The following is a 20,097-nucleotide window of genomic DNA, read 5'->3' as shown; positions in this document are numbered from 1 at the left end:
CATGAGAATAAATAAATATCCGCAGAAAGAAACCTGGACAGAACTGGTAAAAAGGCCGGTATTAAAAAAAGATAAACTTACCGAAACCGTTGCTCAAATATTTGATAAGGTGGCAGAGAGCGGCGATCGTGCTTTAATCGAATTCAGCAAAAAGTTTGATAATGCTGAAGTCCTGAATATAAAAGTTTCACAACAGGAAATCGATGAGGCAGGAGAACTCATAAGCAAAGAATTACAACAGGCAATTCAGCAGGCCAAAGAAAATATTGAGAAATTCCACCGCTCGCAGATTCCGCAGACCGAAAAAATCGAAACCACAAAAGGGGTGATCTGCTGGCGCGAGAACCGCGCTGTCGAAAAAGTAGGCATTTATATTCCCGGGGGAACAGCTCCTTTATTTTCTACCGTACTGATGCTTGCTGTTCCTGCAAAACTTGCCGGCTGTAAAGAAATTATCCTCTGTACCCCTCCGGACAAAAACGGGAACATCAATCCTGCCATTTTGTATACGGCAAATCTTTGCGGAGTAACCGAGATATTCAAAACCGGCGGTGCACAGGCGATCGCAGCCATGACCCTGGGTACGGAAAGTATTCCCGCTGTTTACAAAATTTTTGGTCCGGGAAACCAGTATGTGATGGCAGCGAAAGAATTTGCCCAGAATTACAAAGTGGCTATCGACATGCCTGCCGGACCCAGCGAAGTATTAGTGATTGCAGATCAACAGGCGGTTCCGGCGTTCTGTGCCGCGGATTTGCTTTCCCAGGCGGAGCACGGAAGCGACAGCCAGGTTATTTTCCTGACAACCGATGAGAATATCCTGGATGAAACAGTGAAAGAAACGGAAAAGCAGTTGGCCGTACTTCCCAGAAATGAATTGGCGGGAGAAGCTTTAAAAAACAGTCATTTTATCCTGCTGAAAACAGTGGAAGAAGCACTGGAATTCAGCAACCTGTATGCTCCGGAACATTTGATTTTAGCCTTGGAAAACGCTGAACAATATATTTCCGGAATAGAGAATGCAGGCTCCGTTTTCTTAGGCAATTATTCCTGCGAAAGCGCCGGAGATTATGCCAGCGGAACCAACCATACGCTTCCGACCAATGGTTTTGCAAAGAATTACAGCGGCGTGTCCTTAGACAGTTTTGTAAAGAAAATTACATTCCAGAATCTGTCCCGAGAAGGATTGAAGAATTTAGGTAAAACAATAGAAATCATGGCAGAAGCGGAAGGGTTATCCGCTCACAAAAATGCCGTAACCATCCGGTTAAAAGAACAGAATGAAAGCATTTAATATTGAAAATTTAGTACGCAAGAATATCCTTGAGCTTCAGCCTTATGTAAGTTTCAGGGATGTGAGTAAGTTTGAAAACCCGGTTTTCCTGGATGCGAATGAAAGCCCTTTCGGCGAGTTGAACCGTTATCCGGATTCAACCCAGAAAAAGCTGAAGGAGAAATTATCGGTTCTGAAAAATATTTCTTCCGATCAGATTGCTGTAGGAAACGGAAGTGATGAGCTGATCGACCTCATCATTAAAGTATTCTGTGAGCCTAAAAAAGATTCCATCCTGATGATGAATCCTTCATTTGCGATGTATGGATTTTACGCTTCAGTAAATGACAATCAGGTCTTGCAGCTGAAACTGAACGAGAATTTTGAAATCAGTAAAGATGACTTTCTCAACATATCGGAAGAGCAGAATCCTAAAGTTTTTTTCCTCTGTTCACCCAATAATCCTACCGGAAATTTGGTGGAAGACATCGAGTTTTATATTCAAAACTTTAAAGGAATAGTTGTAGTTGATGAAGCCTACATCGAATTTTCAGGAAAACAATCAAGTATAAGCCTGCTGGAAAAGTATTCAGATCTTATCGTTCTCCAGACTTTTTCAAAAGCCTGGGGAATGGCCGGGGCAAGGGTAGGAGCTGCTTATTCTTCAAAAGAAATTATTGCACTGATCAATACCGTTAAAGCCCCTTATAACGTCAATTCATTAAGTTTAAATAAAATCATTGAATTGATTGACCAAAAGGATATTATAGAAGAAAATATAAAAAATACTTTAAAAGAAATATCATGGCTGAGTAATGAGTTGCAGCGTGTGAAATGTGTACAAAAGGTATATCCGAGCGATGCGAATTTCTTCCTTACTGAATTTAAGGATGTAGAAAAAATATATGAACTGTTGCTGGCCAATGAAATCCTGACCAGCAAAAGAAGTCCGAAAATTCCCGGATGCCTACGGATTAATGTCGGAAACCGCGAAGAGAATATCCAATTAATTGAACTGTTAAAAAGCATAGAATGAAAAAAGTGTTATTTATAGACCGTGACGGGACTTTAATTATAGAACCACCGGTGGATTATCAGGTGGATTCCCTGGAAAAGCTCGAATTTTATCCGGGTGTTTTTCAGAATCTTTCCAGAATCGCCAATGAGCTGGATTTTGAACTGGTAATGGTGACCAATCAGGACGGTTTGGGAACAGAAAGCTTTCCTTTTGAGGATTTTGTAAAGCCCCAGGAAAAGATGCTCAAGACATTTGAAAATGAAGGCATTGTTTTCAGTGATATTTTAATCGATAAAAGTTTTGAACATGAAAATCTGCCGACCCGCAAGCCCGGAACCGGAATGATGGGGAAATATATTTACGGAAATTATGATCTCAACAATTCATTTGTCATCGGGGACCGTCTTACAGACATCCAATTGGCAAAAAACCTCGGAGCACAGGCTGTTTCTATCAGCAGTTCAGCTCATGAGGAGGCGGTTTTAACAACCACCAGCTGGCAGGATATTTACCAATACCTGAAACAAATTCCCAGAAAAGCGAAAGTGCAGAGAAAGACCAATGAAACCCAAATCGAAATCGAACTTAATCTCGACGGAAGCGGAAAATCCGAAATCTCCACCGGACTGCACTTTTTTGATCATATGCTGGAACAGATTTCAAAGCACGGAAATCTTGATCTGAAAATTGCCGTACAGGGTGATCTGCAGGTAGATGAGCACCACACGATCGAAGATACCGGAATTGTTTTGGGAGAAGCATTTTTACGGGCATTGGGAAAGAAAAAAGGAATTGAACGTTATGGGTTCCTGCTTCCGATGGATGACTGTCTGGCACAGGTTGCCCTGGATTTCGGAGGACGCCCGTGGCTGGTTTGGGAAGCTGATTTTAAAAGGGAAAAGATCGGTGATGTACCGACTGAAATGTTCTATCACTTTTTCAAATCGTTTACCGATTCTGCCAAATGCAACCTTAATATCAAAGTTGAAGGCGACAACGAACACCATAAAATTGAATCGGTCTTTAAAGCATTTGCCAAAGCCATTAAGATGGCGGTTAACCGCTCCGACCGGAATTTTAATGTACCATCAACCAAAGGAAGTTTATAATGATAGTGATCATCAAATACAACGGAGGAAATGTAAGCTCCGTACAGAATGCCTTGAACAGGCTGGAAGCAGTATCGGTAGTTACGGATGATTTCGATACCATCAGAAATGCGGATAAGGTAATCTTTCCCGGAGTCGGGGAAGCATCATCCACTATGAAAAACCTTAAAGAAAAAGGGCTTGATCTGCTGATACCGTCCTTGAGACAACCTGTTTTGGGAATATGCCTCGGGATGCAGCTGATGTGCGGCAGTAATGAAGAAGGAAATACAGAAGGAATGGGAATTTTCGATATCCGTGTAAAAAAGTTTCCACCAAAAGATATTGTTCCGCATACGGGATGGAATACGGTTTCGGAAGTAAAATCCAATCTGTTTTCAGGAAGTGAAGAAAATAATGACGTGTATTTTGTACACAGTTATTATTGTGAGCTGTCGGAGTTTACAACATCTGTTTGCGATTATATTCTGCCTTTCAGTGCCTCTTTGCAGAAAGATAATTTTTATGCCATGCAGTTTCACCCGGAAAAATCAGGAACCGTTGGAAGCAGACTATTGGAAAACTTTTTAAAACTTTAAAAATGAAAATTATTCCTGCTATTGATATCATCGACGGAAAATGTGTCCGTCTCTCCAAAGGGGATTATGCAACCCAAAAAATATACAACGAAAATCCGGTGGAAGTAGCCAAAGAATTCGAAAGCTATGGCATTCAACATCTTCACCTGGTGGATTTGGACGGTGCCCGATCAAAGCATATTGTCAATCACAAAGTTCTTGAAAAGATTGCCAGTGAAACGTCTCTTACAATTGATTTTGGCGGAGGCCTGAAAACCCTTCAAGACATCGAAACGGCCTTTGATTCCGGGGCAGCACAAATTACGATCGGGAGCATAGCCGTTCAGGATCCCGCGTTTTGCATTGATCTGATTCAGAAATACGGTCCCGAAAAAATCATCCTCGGAGCCGACTGTGAGCACCGGAAGATCAAAACTTCCGGCTGGATGGAGGAAAGTACGCTTTATGTTATCGATTTTATTCTTCAATACCGTGAAAAGGGAATTAAAAACGTCATTTGTACAGATATTGCAAAAGACGGGATGCTTCAGGGAGCTTCCGATGAATTGTATACTGAAATCGTAAATAAAACAAAAGTTAATTTAATTGCAAGTGGCGGAATCTCGTGTATTGACGATGTAAAAAAGATGAAAGAGATCGGCTGCTCCGGGACGATCATCGGAAAAGCGATTTACGAAGGAAAGATTTCTTTGGAAGAATTACAGGAGTTTATTTAACTGCAAAAATTATTGTAACACATAAGTCACATGAGATTTAAGTTGTTTATGTTGCGCAGATTTCAGATCACATTAGAAGAAAATCTAAGATTTTCATAGGCTGTGCCATTTTCGTTGGCTGATGCTTTTACTTTAACCGCAAAAGTCACAAAAGTTATTATAACACATGAGTCACATGAGATTTAAGTTGTTTATGTTGCACAGATTTTAGATCACATTAGAAGAAAATCTAAGATTTTTATTAACATTAAATTTAACAGCAATGGCTGAGGTAATCGAAACCACATGATCATCCTTGAAGATCGATGACATCTGCTGGAGGTTATGACAGTCCGGATTTACAAAATAAAACCATAAACCCTGAACCTTGAACCTTCAACCTTGAACCAAAAACTTTAAACTATTTACAATGCTAAAAAAAAGAATCATTCCCTGTCTGGATATCAAAAATGGAACTACCGTTAAAGGAATCAATTTTGAAGGATTACGGGATGCCGGTGATCCTGTGGAGCTGGCTAAAAGATATGAAAATGAAGGTGCGGATGAACTGGTTTTCCTTGATATTACGGCCACAATTGAAGAACGGAAGACTTTTGCCGAGCTGGTCAAAAGGATTTCCCGGGAACTGAGCATTCCTTTTACGGTGGGCGGCGGTATTTCGTCGGTTGAGGATGTCCGAGAGTTGCTGAATGCCGGAGCCGATAAAATCAGCATTAATTCATCAGCGGTTAAAAACCCGATGCTGATTTCTGAACTCGCCGAAACCTTCGGAAGCCAGTGTGTAGTCGTTGCCATTGATACAAAATGGGTAAATGGTGCAGATTATGTGCACATCAAAGGCGGAAGAGAAATAACGGATCTGAAAACGCTCGAGTGGGCCAAAAAAGCTGAAGCACTGGGAGCCGGTGAAATCTTACTGACCTCAATGGACGGCGACGGTACCAAAAACGGATTTGATATCAGGATAACCAAACTGATGGCCGAAAATGTGCACATCCCGGTGATTGCTTCGGGAGGAGCCGGTACAACAGAAGATTTTGAAGAAGTTTTTACCCAAACAAAAGCAACCGCAGCTTTAGCGGCAAGCATTTTCCATTTCGGGGAAATCAGGATCCAGGATCTGAAAAATAATTTAAAAACTAAAAAAATTGCAGTACGATGAATATTGATTTTGATAAGAGCCCGGACGGTCTGGTACCGGTTATTATCCAGGACGACAGGACGTTGCAAGTCTTGATGCTGGGCTATATGAACGAAGAAGCTTTTATAAAGACGAGACAGGAAGGAACAGTCACTTTTTTCAGCCGTTCGAAAAACAGGCTGTGGACAAAAGGAGAGGAATCCGGAAACTTTTTAACCGTAAAGAGCATAGAAATCGATTGTGATCAGGATACGATTCTAATTAAAGCCGTTCCTGAAAATGTAGTCTGCCACACGGGAAGCTTCAGCTGTTTTGGTAATAAGCATTCCAAAGGATTTTTATATGAGCTGGAAGAAAAGATCAGCCGGAGAATCGATGAAAAAACAGAAGGTTCTTACACGTATTCACTATTTCAGCGGGGCATCAACAAAATGGCCCAGAAAGTAGGAGAGGAAGCGGTAGAGCTCGTCATTGAAGCCAAAGATAACAACGATGATCTGTTTAAAAATGAGGCGGCGGATCTGCTGTATCATTTTCTAATTTTACTGAAGGCTAAAAACAGGCAGTTAAGCGATATTGAAAAAATATTGCTTCAAAGAATAAAATAAAAAACAGAGGGGAACAGAAAGATGGTTTGTATCAAAATAATTTTTCTAAACTACTTATAAATTTTATTGAATTAATTAAAACTTCCCCTCTGTATAGGCTTAATAAGTAATGAATTTTGCTGAGACAAAGTAAAGCCAAAGCAATAATTCCTACAATTTTAGAAGGTACTATCGTGGTACTGTATAGAATTAATTCTGATAAAAATCCCTTAGCCATACATTCAGGTCCTGCTTTGGAGGAATTTGTAGTCTTTTGCGCAGATTATGCTTGTTGTTTTTAACGGTTTGAACCGCCTTAAAGGTATAGACTGCAATATCTTTCGTTGTAAAGCCCAGAAATGCGTAAGCACATAAAACAAGTTCCGACGTTCTGATATCGGGATTCACAGAAAGTATTTTTCCGCTGAAATCAGGGTATAGCTTTTGGAACATCGGCCAGAATTCCTGGAGGTTGTTTTTTGCAGCTTCTATTACGTCAATCAGCGCATCTTCGACTTTTAAAGATAAGGCAGTTGCTTTCTGTTCAGTCTCCAAAAGAGTGGTTTCTCTGTGCCTGATGAGAAGATCTTTTTTTTGCTGTATTTTTTTGTTACGCCACCATAAAAATATAATGGCTGAGATAGCAGAAACAAGAATCAATATAATGATTACGTCTTGTGTCTGCGTACGTGCCTTTTCCGCGGAAACCTTCTCATGGGTAATTTCGTTTGCTGTGGTCAGTACTTCATCATCAATATGCTGAAGATGTTGTTCATTAGCTATACGATAACGGTCGTAATAGTATTTGTACTTTTTTTCATCTCCAAAATACTGGTAAATAGTATAAATTTTTTTTAATAGTCCAGGGCCGTTTTTAGCAAAGGCATTTTTGTCATAAGCATCGATATCGTCTAAAGCTTTTAAATAATAAATAAGAGCTTTTCTATTATCCTTCTTTTGAGAGTATAGATTTCCAATAGAAGCATAGAATGTATTTTTTGCGATAAAGCCTTCGATCTTACTGTAGTGATAAGCTTTAAACAAATAATATTGCGCCGAATCCGGCATTTTTCTTTCCAGGAAAACTTCACCTCTAAAATTATAAAAGTAAGCTTTAAACTTAAAAGTTTCCTTAATGGCATTGTATTGACTGTCGGGAATATGCTTCAAAATCGTCTGCGCTTCATAGGCAAGTTTATCCGATTCTTTTTGATGATCAGTTATAAGGCTCAGACCATATAAAGTTTTGGCTTTAATCACAAGGCCTTCTGTTGATGTGTTGGCATTCAACAGATCCAAAATTTTCATGCTTTCTTCATGCATCAGCTTATTCATTTTCAAACGGCTATAAATACCGATTTTAAGATGCAGTAGCGCAGCTTTTAGAATTGGATCCTGCTCTGCTGATTCTTCTCTTAGTCCTTTGTTTATATAATAGGTACTTTTTCTGAATTCCTTTAAAAAAATTAATGATTTGGCAATGTAATAGTAAGACCATGCTTTTTTGGAAGAATTTTCATCTTTTTCAGCGATTTTGGAGGCTTTAGTGGCATCTGCAAGGCTTTGCCTATAATTTCTGTTTATAAAATGATCTGCCAATTGCAGCAAACTATCAGTTTTTTTCTCATTGAAATTTTGAGAATAAATACCTATGGGCAGCAGAAAGACGAAAATAAAAAATGTTTTAAATACCTTATGTAAGATAATGCGTTTGGATTCATTGTGTTTCATAAATATAAAACATTGTATTAATGTGATATACGATTATGCGAAGATAAAGATAAATAAGATAACTTGGGATTTAAATAAAAGCCGCCCGAAAGATTTCCGGACGGCATCACCAAATCACTATATAAAATACCCTTTTTTATATCTGAAGTTAATCTTTAATATATTAGGTGAAATTTTACAGCTTAAATTTAAATGCCTGTTTCGCATTTGCATAATGGAGAATGTAAACTCCTTTCTGCAGGTTTTTAACTGAAATCTCATTGGACGCTTCTTTTCCTGACTGTATGATCCTTCCGGACATATCATAGATGGTATATGATCCGAAACCATCAGCGGCACGGTTTGAAATCATTCTCAGATAACCGTTTACCGAATCGTGGAAAACAATTTTCTCCTTGGTACGTTCTGCGGCAGTTCCTAAGGATGCCGTGTTGGATTTCAGCCCTGTTATGAGTACCGAAAAAGGTTTCACCGTTGCAGGTGAGGAAGTATGTTTGTAAATTGATACAGTTATGCCTGCATTATCGATACCGGATCCGTTGATCTGCTGATAATTGTCTACCGGATTATCCCATATTCCCGTTCCTTCTACGGCAATAGCCTGAGGATTGGTAACGCTTAAAGGTTTAAACGTAAATTTTTCAACCGCAGCCGATCCCGTAGCCTGAATTTTTAATGAACCGCCAAATCGGTATACTAATCGTGAAGTCGTGTTATCGATACCATCGGCAGAAGTCTGTTCAGGGCCTTCATCATCTGTCCAACATATAGATACCCTTACGGGTTGCTGGCCGCTGACGCCGGTTATAGTTAATGCATCTGAACTGTTATTGGCAGGGTTTGCCATATATTCAACCAATTTAGCGGTTCCTCCCGTCTGCATCTGCTGAATGGTCTGCGCAGCTTTTTCTGCATTTAAGATCCCCCATCCGAATTTCGCGTCGGGACCTGCATTTCCTGCATCATCAGCTGTATGCAGCATGAGTGCTTTCAATGAAGACGCTTTCATATAACTGCCGAATAGCGAATGATAATACTGTTGCAGAAGAAGCCCTACAGCGGCCGCAGCAGGCGATGCATAAGAAGTTCCGGAGGATTCAGGAACATTTCCCGTATAGCTGTTGTTGGAAACGGGAGAAACAGAAGTATCTACATTCGCTGTATTAACAGTAGAACCCAGAGTTACAATATCAGGTTTTACCCTTCCGTCATCTGTCGGTCCCCAGTTGCTGTAATCATTCATTGAATTATCCGATTCTATAGAACCAACCGTCATTACATTTTTAGAGGCCGAAGAACCGGTAATCATATCATATCCGCCATCTGCAAGATTTCCACTCTCAGGATCTGTTTGCTCGTTACCTACTGCTATAAAGGGTAAATAGTAAGGGGTTTGCTTCGTTAATACATCCCAATCTTTTGATGTGCTATCATAGGCCCCAAATACCCACACTGGAACATCGGTTGTATTAATATATCCATAAGAATGGTTGGAGATCAGATAACCTTGTGCCGCAAAATCGGCCATTTCAGATACGTCATTATCCCAGTCATAATTTTTGGTTGTCGCATCAAAAGCTATTCCTTTCGCTCCGGCAGCCAGGGTACTGTAATTTCCGGAAGAAAGATCTCTGCCTGCCAAAATTCCCGTTACCGCATTCATATGGGAGTCTCCCGCGCTGCTTGTTAAGGTTTGCCCGCTTTGCATCTGCACCTTACCCGTCAGAAGTTCATGATTGGGGTTGATCTGTCCCCCGTCCCAGACTCCGGCAACCATATTGGTGCCGGTGATATTGACGCCCAAACTTCCGCCCTGATAGAGCTGATTGGACTTCGTATGCTGGATCTGCTGAAGATCTTTTGTGGTGATATAAATAGCATTTCCGTCAGCATCAATGTGGTGCAGAAAATAGAGCTTTCCATTTTTTTGGAATTGCTTTTTCTTTCCGGGGTTTAGCAGCAGATAATTCTTAATCTTCAACTGCTGTTCAGCATAGGTCTTTTCGTTACTCTGTTTCAGTTGCAAAAGCTTTTGCCCATCATACGTCTTTCTTATCTGAGATCTTTCCTCATAAGCCTGTGCACCAGCAGCAAGGCTTATACATAGAAAAATGGACACTAATTTTATTTTCATAAGGATATTTTTTTGATTGTGTTAGATTTTTTTAGAAGGAATATCCTAAGCCTACACCCACAGTCGGTAAAACTCCACCTGTAACTTTACCACTTGTAGGCATTTTATTTTCGTGTTTATAATTAAATGTTACATACGACGCACCTGCATTCACATCGATGGTAAAACCGCTGTTGAATACCCATTGATAACCGGCCAGTGCTCCAATATTAAATGCGGTGTATGCATTGCTACCCTTTATATTACTGGATTTATAGCTTGCACGGCCTCCGCCGAAACCTGCTGTCCCGGAAAAATATAATCCTTTCAGCGCCTCTTTCGTATAGTAACGGTATAAAACACTTCCACCAGTGTAATAATACTTATAATTGTCTAGTTTAAATTCTCCATATCCTCCACTAATGCCCACACTGGAATGCTCAGTTATTGCTCTTTCGTAAGTCACCAGATCATCTCCTCCTCCGAGAAACAGAGATGCAGGATTAACTTTAATTGAGTTTTTCTGCTGAGCGGATGCTGCAATTGAAAGAATGCCAAAAGTCACAACAAATAGTTTTTTCATTTCTTTAAATTTTAAGTTTATATTTTTTGATGAATAATAAGCCGTAATATCCGGCCGGAAATACGTTTGCAAATAAAACGGTAATTGTGAAATATATTGAAAAAACAGAAGTACTAATGAAGTACTTTTGGATGTAAACGATTGTTTTTCAGAGTATTGTTTTCGGAATATTATTAAAATAAAGATTGCTTTTAAATACGATAAATTTTGAATTAAAAATAAATATTCATTTTACGAGGGATTCCGCTAACCTAATTTGTGGTGATTAAGCAACAAATTTAAATGACGATGGATACCTTTGTGAGTTAGTATATGATTATATAAATAGACTAAAAGTGACAAATCCAAATAATAAGGTAATATATGCGATAGATCCAAACAAAAAAACCTGCATCTGCAGGTTTTTATAAATGATGAAATGATTTCTTATTAATGATGATCTGCACCCGCAAAATGCTGCAGGGCACCTAATGTTGCTTTTCCGATGTTGTAGACATACATCACATCTGTATTGGCAAAGGTATCATCTTTGGTGTGGGGAAGGTCGCTTCTTAGATATTCAAAAAATCCCGTAATGACTTCGCCTTTTTTCTCGAAAGAAATATAATCGCTGTCTTCTGCCGGATCGATTTCTGTTTTCAGCGGTGAATATAAAGCCGTGCATTTCATCAGCTCGCGGGTGACTTGAGCTGAAGCCGTATTATTTTTTGAGTTTCCGCCCTGATCTTCATCACAGAATACTGTATCGTTAAACATGCCCTTTTTGCCGCCAACTTCGTCAATATTAAAAACCATTTTAATATCAAGATTGCGTTGTTTTCTGGTATAGGCCACTTCATTTACATAATGCCTGCTGCCGTAAAGTCCCTGTTCTTCCCCTGAAAAATGGATGAATTTAATTGAATAATCGGTCGGGATGTCTTTTAAAATTCTTGCTGCTTCCAGGATAATCGATGTCCCGCTTCCGTTATCGTTAACGCCCGGGCCATTGATGCTGTCAAAATGCCCGCAAATAATCACGTATCGATCCGGATACACCGTTCCTTTTTTGGTTATGATCAGATTACTGGATTTCTCTTTGCCAATGGAAAACGGATCTGCCATGAGCTGATCTTCCGTATAACCATAAGAAAGATATTGTTGCCGGATCCACTGCAAAGCATTATCGTTTTCTACCGACCCTGTTGTTTTAATGCCGAGTTTTTCAAAGGCTTTAAGGTTCGCTATAATATTGTCTTTAGACACCTGGTCTACACGGTCCTGGTATTTACGGACAAATTTCTGCGCTTTGGAAGGGGTGATACAAAGGGCAAGAAGAGCTGTGATTATTAGTTTTTTCATGGGATCAGATAACAGGAATTTAACTACTTTGAAATAATAACTTTTCGTACCGCTGTTTTTCCGTCAGACTTCACAGTAATAAGGTAAGCACCGCTTGATAATCCGGAAACATTTACCTTGGTTTCATTTTCTCTGTTCAGGATCAGGCGACCATTCATATCTGAAATTTCAAGCCTGAAATTTTTTACATCTTTCGGAAGTTCGATATTTAGATAATCTTTGGCAGGATTGGGATACACTTTTACCGATTCCAAATGATTCTTCTGTACTTCTTCCGTTGCCAGCTGGGTAGTAGAAGCAGTTGCAAAATGCTGTAAAGCACCGACTGCCGCCTTTCCGACATTGTAGACATAGGTTGGATCTACATTGGCAAAAGTATCGTTTACAGTGTGTTCATTGTAGCTTCGCACATTTTCATAAAAGCCGGTGATAATATCCCCGTTTTGTTCGAAAGGCACGTAATCGGAAGAGTAGGCGTTCGACATGACGGTCTGCAGCGGGGAGTAAAGCGTTGTACAATTGGCCAGTTGCTGGGTAAAGGCCTGGGAGGCTGCATTATTGGAGGTCATACCTGCCTGGTCGCTCTCACATTTGATCGCCGTATTGCTGTTTCCTATTTTCCCACCTACCTGATCAATATTGAAAACCAGTCTTATATTCAGTTGTCGTACGTTATTCTGGAAAACTACATTATCAGCATAATGCGCGCTTCCCTGAAGTCCCTGTTCCTCTCCGGAAAAATGGATGAATTTAACAGAATATTCTGTAGGGATATCTTTCAGGATTCTTGCGGCTTCCAGAAGAATAGCGGTACCACTTCCGTTGTCACTTACTCCCGGGCCTGTGATGGTATCATAATGCCCGCAGATAATAACATAAATATTGGGATAGACTGTTCCGGTCTTGGTAACGATCAGGTTTTTCGAGCTTACATTGCTCCCGAAAGTAAACGGGTCTTCCGTAATCTGGCTGGCTGTGTAACCCATCGCCTGGTATTTCGCCTTGAGCCAGTTCAGCGTATTGGTATTGGCGGCAGAGCCGGTTGTTTTTACTCCAAGATTCTGAAAATCCTGCAAAATATTGGTAACATTGGTCTGTGATACCTGGTCGGCCCTGTTTTTATAAGCCTGGATAAAACTTTGTGCCTGCAGGCTATATGATGATAAAGAAAGTAGCAGTAGAGTCGTTATTTTTTTCACGGGTGAAGAAAATTTTACATTTTTAATAATGAACAAATGTAAATAATAAAAAAATCCTGAGCAAAAAACCCAGGATTTATATTGATAACAAAAATTTTACATTATTTTACTTGATCTACAACTGCTTTGAAAGCTTCAGGGTGATTCATTGCTAAATCTGCTAAAACTTTTCTGTTAAGCTCAACGTTGTTCTTTTTAAGAGCTCCCATAAACTGAGAGTAAGACATTCCGTGCTCTCTGGCTCCTGCGTTGATACGCGTAATCCAAAGGGCTCTGAAGTTTCTTTTCTTCTCTTTTCTACCACGGTAAGCATATTGCATTGCTTTTTCTACCGCGTTTTTAGCTACTGTCCAAACGTTCTTTCTTCTACCGAAAAAACCTTTAGCTTGCTTAAAAATTTTCTTTCTGCGAGCTCTTGAAGCTACCGCATTTACTGATCTTGGCATAATTTAATTGTTTTTTTGAAATGTGCGGTAATGGTTACATTACTCTTAGGGGCTCCATTTCAGGGTTAAAATGTTGAATTTGTTTGAATTCTTATAAACCGAATATAGATTTATAAAAACTACTTAATGGCTAATTGACGAAGTACGCTTTTCTCGTCCACAGAAGCAACATAAGAAGTTTGCGTAAGATTTCTCTTCTGCTTAGTTTCTTTCTTAGTTAAGATGTGGCTTTTGAAAGCATTCTTTCTTTTGATCTTACCGGAACCGGTAAGAGCAAAACGTTTCTTAGCACCTGATTTCGTTTTTAATTTTGGCATTGTCTTGCTTTTTATTGTTTTGTTATCAATATCTGTTTTTGGTTTCCGGCGAATCCCGGAAATAATAGGCTGCAAAATTAAGAAAAAAAACTGATATCTTAAAGGGTTTTTGCAGATTTCAATAAGGAATTTAGATGTATTTATCTTAAGGAGTCATTTCTTACTTACGTGATACGCTTTGACTGGTTTTGGCGGCTTCGCTTTCAAATACATAAAGAACTCAAATACGCTACTCAATCGAGGATAAAAAGAGTCTAGAGTTCAATTCCAGGATCAGGCATAAATAAAACTACAACCAAAAAATTTCGATTGTAGTTTTATTTATTCTATGCTGAAAAAATTTAAGCTTCAATAAATTCCAGAAGATCTTTATTAATTGTTTGATGCTCGGTAGTAGGCATTCCGTGCGGAAAACCTGGATAAGTAATCAGTTTACCGTTTTTCAACAATTTTGCTGATTTTATTGCAGAATTTTCGATAGGAACAATCTGATCGTCTTCGCCGTGCAGCAACAGTACCGGAATATCTACAGCTTTCAGATCTTCGGTAAAGTCTGTTTCAGAAAAAGCTTTAATTCCGTCATAATGGGCTACAATTCCTCCCATCATACCTTGTCTCCACCAATTTCTCTGTACGCCTTCCTTTACCACTGCACCTTCTCTATTATAGCCATAAAAAGGAACCGTTAAATCAATATAAAACTGGTTTCTGTTATTTAAGGTCTGATCTCTGATGTTATCAAAAACTTCCATTGGAATACCGTCAGGATTGTTTTCGCTTTTTACCATAACCGGAGGAACAGCGCTTATCAGTACAGCCTTTTTTGCTCTTCCGTTAGCATATTTGTTTACATAGCGGATTACTTCGCCGCCGCCGGTAGAATGTCCGATATGCACAACATCCTTCAGATCCAGAAACTCTACCAGTTCTGCCGCATCAGAAGCATATTGTTCAATTGTATGATTATAAATATTCTGGCTTGAACGCCCGTGACCTCTTCTGTCATGAGTAATGACTCTATATCCTCTTTGCAAAAAGAAAATAACCTGTGCATCCCAGTCATCAGAAGATAGGGGCCATCCATGATGAAACATCAGTACAGGACCTTCTCCCTGATCTTTATAGAAAATTTCTGTTCCGTCTTTTAATTTTAATGTACTCATTGCTTTGTTGTTTAATTGTTATTAAATTTTAATTTTTAAATGAGTTTTTATTGTCTCATTTTCTGAAGCAAATCTAATACGAAATTAAACGGATAATCTTGATGTATGGTAAAAACTAAAAATTATTCAGTAATTGCTATAAATTTATAAAAGAACTTTAATATAATTCATTAAAATTAAATGGTTGAAAAAACAAAAGCCTCAAAAAAATTTGAGGCTGTATATTGTAATTTCGGATCTAAAGATCCGGCTATCGATTATTTAGCTGGTTTTTTAGGACTCATCATCATAATCATTCTTTTTCCTTCAAGCTTAGGAAGCTGGTCTACTTTTCCAACGTGCTCCAGTTCCTGGGCAAGTTTTAAAAGTAAGATTTCTCCCTGGTCTTTAAAGATAATCGAACGTCCTTTAAAAAATACGTAGGTCTTTAATTTTGAACCTTCTTCAAGGAATTTTTCAGCATGCTTTCTCTTGAATTCGTAATCGTGCTCGTCGGTCTGAGGCCCGAAACGGATCTCTTTTACAACCACTTTTACCTGCTTGGCTTTCAATTCCTTTTGTTTCTTCTTTTGCTCGTATAAGAACTTTTTATAGTCCAATATTCTAGCAATAAACGGTTCAGCCTTATCGGAAATTACTACCAGATCCAGTTCCTGTTCCTGGGCAATCTGTTTTGCTTTATCAGTAGGATAGACTCCCGGCTCTACGTTATCGCCCACCAAACGAAGCTCTCTCACACGAATTTTATCGTTGATCAAGTGTAAGTCCTCCTGTACCGGACGTCTTTGTGGGCCCCTGTTGTTAAATCTTTGTGCTATTGTATTATAATTTTATTGGTTAATTCTAATTTAAATATTATTCAGAATAAGCGATCATGTAATCATTGATTCTGAATTTAAGAAACTTTGATTTTTATATCGCAGATTCTTTTTTGAAGTAGGAAACGAAATCATCAAGATTCATTACTCCAAGATCTCCTTCACCCCGTCTACGTACAGAAATTGTGCCATCTTTCTCCTCGTTTTCCCCTACTACAAGCATGAATGGAATTTTATTCAATTCCGCATCACGGATCTTTTTACCGGTCTTTTCGTTTCTGTCGTCAATCTGGCCGCTAATATCGTGATTTTCTAAAAATTCTGAAACTTTTTTAGCATAATCTACATACTTTTCGCTGATCGGAAGAATGATAAACTGATCCGGGCTCAGCCATAGCGGGAAATCTCCTGCCGTATTCTCCAAAAGGATCGCGATGAATCGTTCCATTGAACCGAAAGGTGCTCTGTGGATCATTACCGGTCGGTGTTTCTCGTTATCGCTTCCGATATAATGAAGATCGAATCTTTCCGGTAAGTTATAATCTACCTGGATCGTTCCAAGCTGCCATTTTCTTCCTAATGCATCTTTCACCATAAAATCCAGCTTCGGACCGTAGAATGCTGCTTCACCATATTCTACTACCGTTCTCAGGCCTTTGTTCTTCGCTGCAGTGATGATGGCATTTTCAGCCTTCTCCCAGTTCTCATCGGAACCGATATATTTTTCTCTGTTTTCAGGATCTCTTAAAGAAACCTGAGTTACAAAATCTTCAAAACCTAATGATCTGAAAACATACAGTACAAGATCAATTACTTTTTCAAATTCTCCCAACAACTGATCCGGAGTACAGAAAAGGTGGGCATCATCCTGGGTAAACCCACGAACTCTTGTTAATCCGTGAAGTTCTCCGGACTGCTCATAACGGTATACCGTTCCGAATTCTGCATATCGCTTAGGTAAATCCCTGTAGCTCCATTGTGAAGTCTTGTAAATTTCGCAGTGGTGCGGACAGTTCATTGGCTTCAGCAGGAATTCTTCACCTTCGTTTGGTGTTTTGATCGGCTGGAAGCTGTCGGCTCCGTACTTGTCCCAGTGTCCTGAAGTTACATACAGTTCTTTAGCCCCGATATGCGGCGACATAACGAATTCGTAACCTCCTTTTTTCTGAGCGGCAGAAAGGAAATTTTCTAATTTTCTTCTTAAAGCGGTTCCTTTCGGCAACCATAATGGTAATCCGGCACCTACTTTTTCAGAGAACGCAAAAATACCAAGTTCTTTACCTAATTTTCTGTGGTCTCTTCTTTTGGCCTCTTCCAGTCTTTCAAGATACTCTGTAAGATCTTTCTGCTTTGGAAAAGAAACACCGTACACTCTTGTCAGCTGAGGATTTTTTTCATTTCCTCTCCAGTATGCTCCGGCTGCATTTAAGATTTTTATCGCCTTTACAATACTTGTGTTCGGGATATGTCCTCCACGGCAAAGATCCGTGAAGTTATCATGGGTTACGAAAGTAATTTCACCATCGTTCAGGTTGGAGATCAGTTCTACTTTGTATGGATTGTCTGCATATACCTTCAGTGCCTCTTCTTTGGAAACCGGATATAGTGAAAACGTAGAACCTTTTTTAGCATTTTCCAATACCTTTTTCTCAATTTTCTCAAAATCCTTTTCCGATAAGCTTTCGCCGCCGAAATCCACATCATAGTAGAAACCACTTTCGATCGCCGGGCCGATGGTCAACTTAGCATCAGGATAAAACTCAAGGATAGCCTGCGCCAAAAGGTGGGCAGAAGAATGCCAGAACGCTTTCTTTCCAAGATCGTCGTTCCAGGTCAGCAACTGTACCGTAGAATCCGTGGTGATAGGCGTGGTCGTCTCTACTTGTTTGTCATTAACAACTGCGGAAATGGTATTTCTAGCCAATCCCTCGCTTATAGATTTTGCCACATCTAGCGGAGTAACTCCCGCCTCGAATTCTTTGACGCTACTGTCTGGAAGTGTAATTTTTATCATTGTTTACTAAGAAATTTTAAGATGCAAAAATACGAAATTTTTAGTTAGTATGCTATTTTCAGAGGGAATTGTAAAAGATAAGACTGAATTTCGCTGCTGCCTTTTCCTGGCAAAAGAAAGAATTTTGAGAATATATTTACTGTTTTGAAATAATGCGCTTTTTTAAATGGCTTATTTTGAGTGGTTTAAATATAAAATGTCCGAATTGTAAAACGTATCGGATCATTAAAATATTGGTATCTCAAATAAGTGAAAACAAAAAGAGGGCTATAAGTTCCAGACATAAAATAAGATCCGAAACCAATATGCACAGAGGCAATCCCTGAAATAATGACGTAAATAGGATGGTAAAGCCCGATGACAAAATGCAAAGTCCTCATGAAAACTTAATTCCGCCGCTTATACTTTACTTTTTCTTTAATGATTTCAATTACATCCACATTTCTCAATTTGGACTTTACCCATCCGTGAATATCAATATACAGCAAGGATCTCCGGTAATATTCATTTTCCGAAAAATGCTCCAGCTTTTTATCAAATTCTTTGAATGCTGTCAGTTGCCGGTCGGGGGTTATATTATTTAAATTCCTGAAAAAATCAATACTTTCGGCATGAAACGAATCGGGTTTTTTTCATTTTTTTGACAAATTTCAGAGCGGCTTTAATCAGCTCATCATAATCTTCGTCATTTCCGGACTCATACTTGGCCATAAAAATTAAAATCCTCGTATGAAAGAGCAGGTCTTCCTGAACGTTTCCTTTGGATTCAATGATCTTTAACGAGTACTGTATCGATTCTTCAAATTTTTTGCTTCCGAAAAGCATCGCAGCCATTTTCAGGTATAAAATCATAAAATGATGTTCATCGATCTTGTCCCGGAGCTTTTCCATTTTCAGCTCGATCTCGGGAATCAGTTTGGACCCGGAAAAAAATTCACCCTTTACAAAGTGAATATTCATTAATGTGTTGTAATGAGTCAGGAAGATAAGCGATTGCAGATTTTCATTTTGAGCAAAGCTTGAAGACCGGACCGTCTCATTAAATTCCCGGAAACTGTTTTCCAGAATATCAATATTTCCGTACAGGAAAAGAATTTTTAGGAGATAAGTATTGCCTTTAATATACCAGACCGGATGGCTGACGATCATCTCCGGATTTTTATGAAAAAGATCCACCCATTGAAAAGCATACTTTAGCGTGTATTTGTATTCCTGAAGCAGCTGGTTCTTCCAGACATGTGCTTTAAAATACCAGAGCTTTTCCGTGAAATTCAGCTTTTTAAAATTAATTCGCTGGATCTGGTTGTTAAAGATCTCCATAATTTCGGCCCGGTCTTCATCGTTTTTTACGTAGCCGTGGGTTAGCATTTCACTGTATAATTTCAGGGAAAGATTAGATAGCTCAGTAGCATAATGATTTTGCCTGCTGATTTCTGTGGACTGTCTGATCAGTTCATCCGCGCGTCCATCAAAACTCCTGGTAATAAATTGCGATTCAATTACTTTTTCCAGATCGATAATTTCAGAAGCGATGGTTTTTTCATCCAGTTCAAGTGCTGACTGCTTGGTTTTTTCGAGAATCTTTAATGCCTGCTTATATAATCCTTTTTGGTAGAGGATATTTGCAAAATCCAATTGTTCGCGAAGCTGGATCCTGTAATTCTGATGGCTTGGATTCAGCCGTAGACTCACCAGGATCTGCTTGTAAAGGTGCGCTTTAAGATTAGACAATTGCTGCTTGGTCGATATCTTTTTATGGAGGATAATATTTTCATCATACTCATTCATCTTATCCATTTCGGAAAACAGGAGCAGAAACTTGGCATCCACATTAATCCCGAGACGGTTTACATACAGCCTGAATTGTCGTTTTTCTGAGGTTGTCAGGGATTTAATCAGTATAAATAAGAAATCTTTATGCAATTCTGCCATTGTAAATTTTAGGATTTT

Annotated in this window: 18 protein-coding genes; 7 read left to right on the top strand and 11 right to left on the bottom strand. The window is 39.1% G+C overall.

Annotated elements, in window-relative coordinates:
- The first annotated feature begins 1 nt into the window (after window position 1).
- From hisD to hisIE, 7 genes are all read left to right on the top strand, one after another.
- Window positions 2–1,294, top strand: coding sequence for a histidinol dehydrogenase (gene hisD, locus QE422_RS12675; RefSeq protein WP_307458881.1), 1,293 nt, complete (start codon window positions 2–4; stop codon window positions 1,292–1,294).
- Window positions 1,281–2,309, top strand: coding sequence for a histidinol-phosphate transaminase (gene hisC, locus QE422_RS12670; protein WP_307458878.1), 1,029 nt, complete (start codon window positions 1,281–1,283; stop codon window positions 2,307–2,309). The genes hisD and hisC overlap by 14 nt, the downstream gene beginning before the upstream one ends.
- The gene (gene hisB, locus QE422_RS12665; protein WP_307458876.1) at window positions 2,306–3,400 is read left to right on the top strand and encodes a bifunctional histidinol-phosphatase/imidazoleglycerol-phosphate dehydratase HisB; all 1,095 of its coding nucleotides are present in this window, start codon (window positions 2,306–2,308) and stop codon (window positions 3,398–3,400) included. The genes hisC and hisB overlap by 4 nt, the downstream gene beginning before the upstream one ends.
- Complete coding sequence (gene hisH / locus QE422_RS12660; RefSeq protein WP_307458873.1) at window positions 3,400–3,978, top strand: imidazole glycerol phosphate synthase subunit HisH; 579 nt, start codon at window positions 3,400–3,402, stop codon at window positions 3,976–3,978. Before hisB ends, hisH begins: the two co-directional genes overlap by 1 nt.
- Before the next feature lie 2 nt (window positions 3,979–3,980).
- A complete protein-coding gene (gene hisA, locus QE422_RS12655; RefSeq protein ID WP_307458870.1) occupies window positions 3,981–4,694 on the top strand; it encodes a 1-(5-phosphoribosyl)-5-[(5-phosphoribosylamino)methylideneamino]imidazole-4-carboxamide isomerase in 714 nt (237 codons plus the stop codon).
- Window positions 4,695–5,103: 409 nt separating this feature from the next.
- Window positions 5,104–5,856 carry an imidazole glycerol phosphate synthase subunit HisF gene (gene hisF / locus QE422_RS12650; RefSeq protein ID WP_307458867.1) on the top strand — a complete coding sequence of 251 codons (753 nt, stop codon included), beginning with the start codon at window positions 5,104–5,106 and terminating at the stop codon, window positions 5,854–5,856.
- Window positions 5,853–6,443, top strand: a complete 591-nt coding sequence (gene hisIE / locus QE422_RS12645) for a bifunctional phosphoribosyl-AMP cyclohydrolase/phosphoribosyl-ATP diphosphatase HisIE (RefSeq protein ID WP_307458864.1) — start codon at window positions 5,853–5,855, stop codon at window positions 6,441–6,443. The genes hisF and hisIE overlap by 4 nt, the downstream gene beginning before the upstream one ends.
- 189 nt (window positions 6,444–6,632) lie before the next feature.
- On the opposite strand, the gene QE422_RS12640 is transcribed toward hisIE, so the two are convergent.
- The 11 genes from QE422_RS12640 to QE422_RS12590 form a co-directional block, all read right to left on the bottom strand.
- Window positions 6,633–8,030, bottom strand: a complete 1,398-nt coding sequence (locus QE422_RS12640; protein WP_307458861.1) for a hypothetical protein — start codon at window positions 8,028–8,030, stop codon at window positions 6,633–6,635.
- A gap of 298 nt (window positions 8,031–8,328) precedes the next feature.
- Window positions 8,329–10,287: a S8 family serine peptidase gene (locus QE422_RS12635; RefSeq protein ID WP_307458859.1), complete on the bottom strand. Its 1,959-nt coding sequence runs from the start codon at window positions 10,285–10,287 to the stop codon at window positions 8,329–8,331.
- A gap of 31 nt (window positions 10,288–10,318) precedes the next feature.
- Window positions 10,319–10,849 carry a DUF3575 domain-containing protein gene (locus tag QE422_RS12630; protein WP_307458856.1) on the bottom strand — a complete coding sequence of 177 codons (531 nt, stop codon included), beginning with the start codon at window positions 10,847–10,849 and terminating at the stop codon, window positions 10,319–10,321.
- Window positions 10,850–11,278: 429 nt separating this feature from the next.
- A complete protein-coding gene (locus tag QE422_RS12625; protein ID WP_307458854.1) occupies window positions 11,279–12,190 on the bottom strand; it encodes a M28 family metallopeptidase in 912 nt (303 codons plus the stop codon).
- Between the two features lie 23 nt (window positions 12,191–12,213).
- Window positions 12,214–13,389, bottom strand: a complete 1,176-nt coding sequence (locus tag QE422_RS12620) for a M20/M25/M40 family metallo-hydrolase (protein WP_307458852.1) — start codon at window positions 13,387–13,389, stop codon at window positions 12,214–12,216.
- 101 nt (window positions 13,390–13,490) lie between these two features.
- Window positions 13,491–13,835 carry a 50S ribosomal protein L20 gene (gene rplT, locus QE422_RS12615; RefSeq protein ID WP_149245792.1) on the bottom strand — a complete coding sequence of 115 codons (345 nt, stop codon included), beginning with the start codon at window positions 13,833–13,835 and terminating at the stop codon, window positions 13,491–13,493.
- 119 nt (window positions 13,836–13,954) lie between these two features.
- A complete protein-coding gene (rpmI, locus tag QE422_RS12610; RefSeq protein WP_307458848.1) occupies window positions 13,955–14,152 on the bottom strand; it encodes a 50S ribosomal protein L35 in 198 nt (65 codons plus the stop codon).
- Between the two features lie 341 nt (window positions 14,153–14,493).
- Window positions 14,494–15,315, bottom strand: coding sequence for an alpha/beta fold hydrolase (locus QE422_RS12605; protein WP_307458847.1), 822 nt, complete (start codon window positions 15,313–15,315; stop codon window positions 14,494–14,496).
- 257 nt (window positions 15,316–15,572) lie between these two features.
- A complete protein-coding gene (gene infC, locus QE422_RS12600; RefSeq protein ID WP_307458844.1) occupies window positions 15,573–16,073 on the bottom strand; it encodes a translation initiation factor IF-3 in 501 nt (166 codons plus the stop codon).
- Between the two features lie 154 nt (window positions 16,074–16,227).
- Window positions 16,228–18,147, bottom strand: a complete 1,920-nt coding sequence (thrS, locus tag QE422_RS12595) for a threonine--tRNA ligase (RefSeq protein ID WP_307458843.1) — start codon at window positions 18,145–18,147, stop codon at window positions 16,228–16,230.
- 597 nt (window positions 18,148–18,744) lie between these two features.
- Window positions 18,745–20,079 carry a hypothetical protein gene (locus QE422_RS12590; protein WP_307458840.1) on the bottom strand — a complete coding sequence of 445 codons (1,335 nt, stop codon included), beginning with the start codon at window positions 20,077–20,079 and terminating at the stop codon, window positions 18,745–18,747.
- Window positions 20,080–20,097: the final 18 nt, after the last annotated feature.

The sequence above is a fragment of the Chryseobacterium sp. SORGH_AS_0447 genome, assembly GCF_030818695.1.
In the GTDB taxonomy this organism is placed as follows: domain Bacteria; phylum Bacteroidota; class Bacteroidia; order Flavobacteriales; family Weeksellaceae; genus Chryseobacterium.
The sequence above is the reverse complement of the archived record's forward strand: the minus strand, read 5'-3'. Positions and strand labels throughout refer to the sequence as shown.

Coding starts and splice junctions, on each gene's coding strand:
- thrS (WP_307458843.1), bottom strand. CDS start 18,147: ATGATAAAAATTACACTTCCAGACAGTAGCGTCAAAGAATTCGAGGCG.
- hisF (WP_307458867.1), top strand. CDS start 5,104: ATGCTAAAAAAAAGAATCATTCCCTGTCTGGATATCAAAAATGGAACT.
- QE422_RS12625 (WP_307458854.1), bottom strand. CDS start 12,190: ATGAAAAAACTAATAATCACAGCTCTTCTTGCCCTTTGTATCACCCCT.
- hisB (WP_307458876.1), top strand. CDS start 2,306: ATGAAAAAAGTGTTATTTATAGACCGTGACGGGACTTTAATTATAGAA.
- hisC (WP_307458878.1), top strand. CDS start 1,281: ATGAAAGCATTTAATATTGAAAATTTAGTACGCAAGAATATCCTTGAG.
- QE422_RS12605 (WP_307458847.1), bottom strand. CDS start 15,315: ATGAGTACATTAAAATTAAAAGACGGAACAGAAATTTTCTATAAAGAT.
- hisH (WP_307458873.1), top strand. CDS start 3,400: ATGATAGTGATCATCAAATACAACGGAGGAAATGTAAGCTCCGTACAG.
- rpmI (WP_307458848.1), bottom strand. CDS start 14,152: ATGCCAAAATTAAAAACGAAATCAGGTGCTAAGAAACGTTTTGCTCTT.
- hisD (WP_307458881.1), top strand. CDS start 2: ATGAGAATAAATAAATATCCGCAGAAAGAAACCTGGACAGAACTGGTA.
- QE422_RS12630 (WP_307458856.1), bottom strand. CDS start 10,849: ATGAAAAAACTATTTGTTGTGACTTTTGGCATTCTTTCAATTGCAGCA.
- hisIE (WP_307458864.1), top strand. CDS start 5,853: ATGAATATTGATTTTGATAAGAGCCCGGACGGTCTGGTACCGGTTATT.
- QE422_RS12590 (WP_307458840.1), bottom strand. CDS start 20,079: ATGGCAGAATTGCATAAAGATTTCTTATTTATACTGATTAAATCCCTG.
- hisA (WP_307458870.1), top strand. CDS start 3,981: ATGAAAATTATTCCTGCTATTGATATCATCGACGGAAAATGTGTCCGT.
- rplT (WP_149245792.1), bottom strand. CDS start 13,835: ATGCCAAGATCAGTAAATGCGGTAGCTTCAAGAGCTCGCAGAAAGAAA.
- QE422_RS12635 (WP_307458859.1), bottom strand. CDS start 10,287: ATGAAAATAAAATTAGTGTCCATTTTTCTATGTATAAGCCTTGCTGCT.